We start from the raw sequence: 1,526 nt of genomic DNA, 5'->3' as shown, positions 1-1,526 counted from the left end.
CATGGGGGCCGGGAGGGGCCCTGTCCCTCCCCGGCGGCACCTCCGCCTCCAGTCGCCAGTTCGCTGAGGGCATCATCGAGCCGGCGGCTTGGGGTGGCGAGTGACAGGCAAAGTCACTCGCCACTCACTCGCGATCAGTGACACACAACGACAGAGACCCGGACTCAGTGGGACTGAGTCCGGGTCTCTGTGTTTGGCACTCTCGCTGGTCAGCGGGTTGTTCACGCTGTCCGAGCTGGAGTGCCCCCGGCAGGATTCGAACCTGCGCACACGGCTCCGGAGGCCGTTGCTCTATCCCCTGAGCTACGGGGGCGCGTTCGCCGCGGCGCGTTGGTCGCGGTGACGGGTAGAACACTACCAGCTCACCCGGGGTGGTCGTGAACAGGATTCCCGGGTGGTGGGGGTGGTGCGCCGGAGCGTGGGGGTGCCGTGTCCTGTCCGTTACGGGTGGAAGTGCGGAAAAGCCGGACGGGGGGTGCGCGCCGTGCCTACTCTCTAGTTGTGGCGGGCGCTTCCGGCCGGATCCTTGTCGTCGACGACAGTGAAGTGATCCGGCAGCTGATCAGGGTCAATCTCGAGCTGGAAGGGTTCGAGGTGGTGACCGCGGCCGATGGTGCCGAATGTCTGGAAGTGATCCATCGGGTGCAGCCCGACGTGGTGACGCTGGACGTGGTCATGCCCCGGCTCGACGGGCTCGGGACGGCGGCGCGGTTGCGGTCGGACCCGGGGACGCGTGATCTGCCTCTCGCCATCATCAGCGCCTGCAGCCGGCCGGAGGTCGAGGCCGGACTGGACGTCGGGGTGGACGCGTTCGTGGCCAAGCCGTTCGAGCCGGCTGAACTCGTCGGTGTGGTGCGGCGGTTGCTGGAGCTCCGGCGTGGGCCGGAGGAAGCGGCGTCGGTGAGCGTCTGAAACCGTGGCGCAGCCGTCAAAAGGGACGCACGCTGTCCGGATGGCGGGACCCCGCCGAAACGGGTCGACCTACCCGGCCCCGGCTCCCCTAATCTGGGTCCCGTGACCCCCGTCGAGCTCTCGCACACCGTGCTGCGCGCGGTGCGTTCCGCCGTGGACGAGGGCGAGCTGGCGGTGGCCGTGCCGGAGACCGTGAAGGTCGCCCCGCCCGGCCCCGGGGGCTGTGGGGAATACGCCACCAACGTCGCGATGCGTCTCGCCGGGCCGGCCGGACGGCCTGCCGCGGAGGTCGCCCAGGTGCTGCGCGCCCGGTTGATGCGGGTGGGTGGGGTGCGGGACGTCGTCGTCACCGGGCCGGGGTTTCTCAACATCAGTCTTGAGGGTGACGTCGATGCTGCCCTGGTGCGGAGAGTGCGTTCGGGGAGTGAGGAGGGCGGCCTCGCGTACGGCCGGGGGGGAGCGTTCGCCGGGCGGACGGTCACCCTGCGGGTCGTGGACGAGGTGCGCGCCCGGGTGATCGCCGAGGTCGTCGGCCGGCTGGTCGAGGGGCAGGGCGGTGAGGCGGAGATGGTGGTCGTGGACGACGCGCGGGTCGCCGACATTCGGCCCGTGCC

General features: G+C 70.5%; 1 protein-coding gene, 1 tRNA gene and 1 pseudogene. 2 read left to right on the top strand and 1 reads right to left on the bottom strand.

Translation table 11 applies throughout. From position 1 onward, the window contains the following. Positions 1-241: 241 nt before the first annotated feature. Positions 242-313: transfer RNA gene (locus tag ACOV8S_RS14415), tRNA-Arg, on the bottom strand. Positions 314-447: 134 nt separating this feature from the next. On the opposite strand from ACOV8S_RS14415, the gene ACOV8S_RS14410 reads away from it, so the two are divergent. Both ACOV8S_RS14410 and ACOV8S_RS14405 read left to right on the top strand, forming a co-directional pair. Next, positions 448-912 carry a response regulator gene (locus tag ACOV8S_RS14410; RefSeq protein ID WP_448318864.1) on the top strand — a complete coding sequence of 155 codons (465 nt, stop codon included), beginning with the start codon at positions 448-450 and terminating at the stop codon, positions 910-912. A 102-nt stretch (positions 913-1,014) separates the two neighbouring features. Next, positions 1,015-1,526, top strand: a pseudogene (locus ACOV8S_RS14405) (ArgS-related anticodon-binding protein NrtL); the annotation flags it as partial.

This window comes from Streptomyces sp. CO7 (assembly GCF_053474865.1).
Note: the sequence above shows the minus strand (reverse complement) of the source record. Positions and strands in the feature narration are given on the sequence as shown.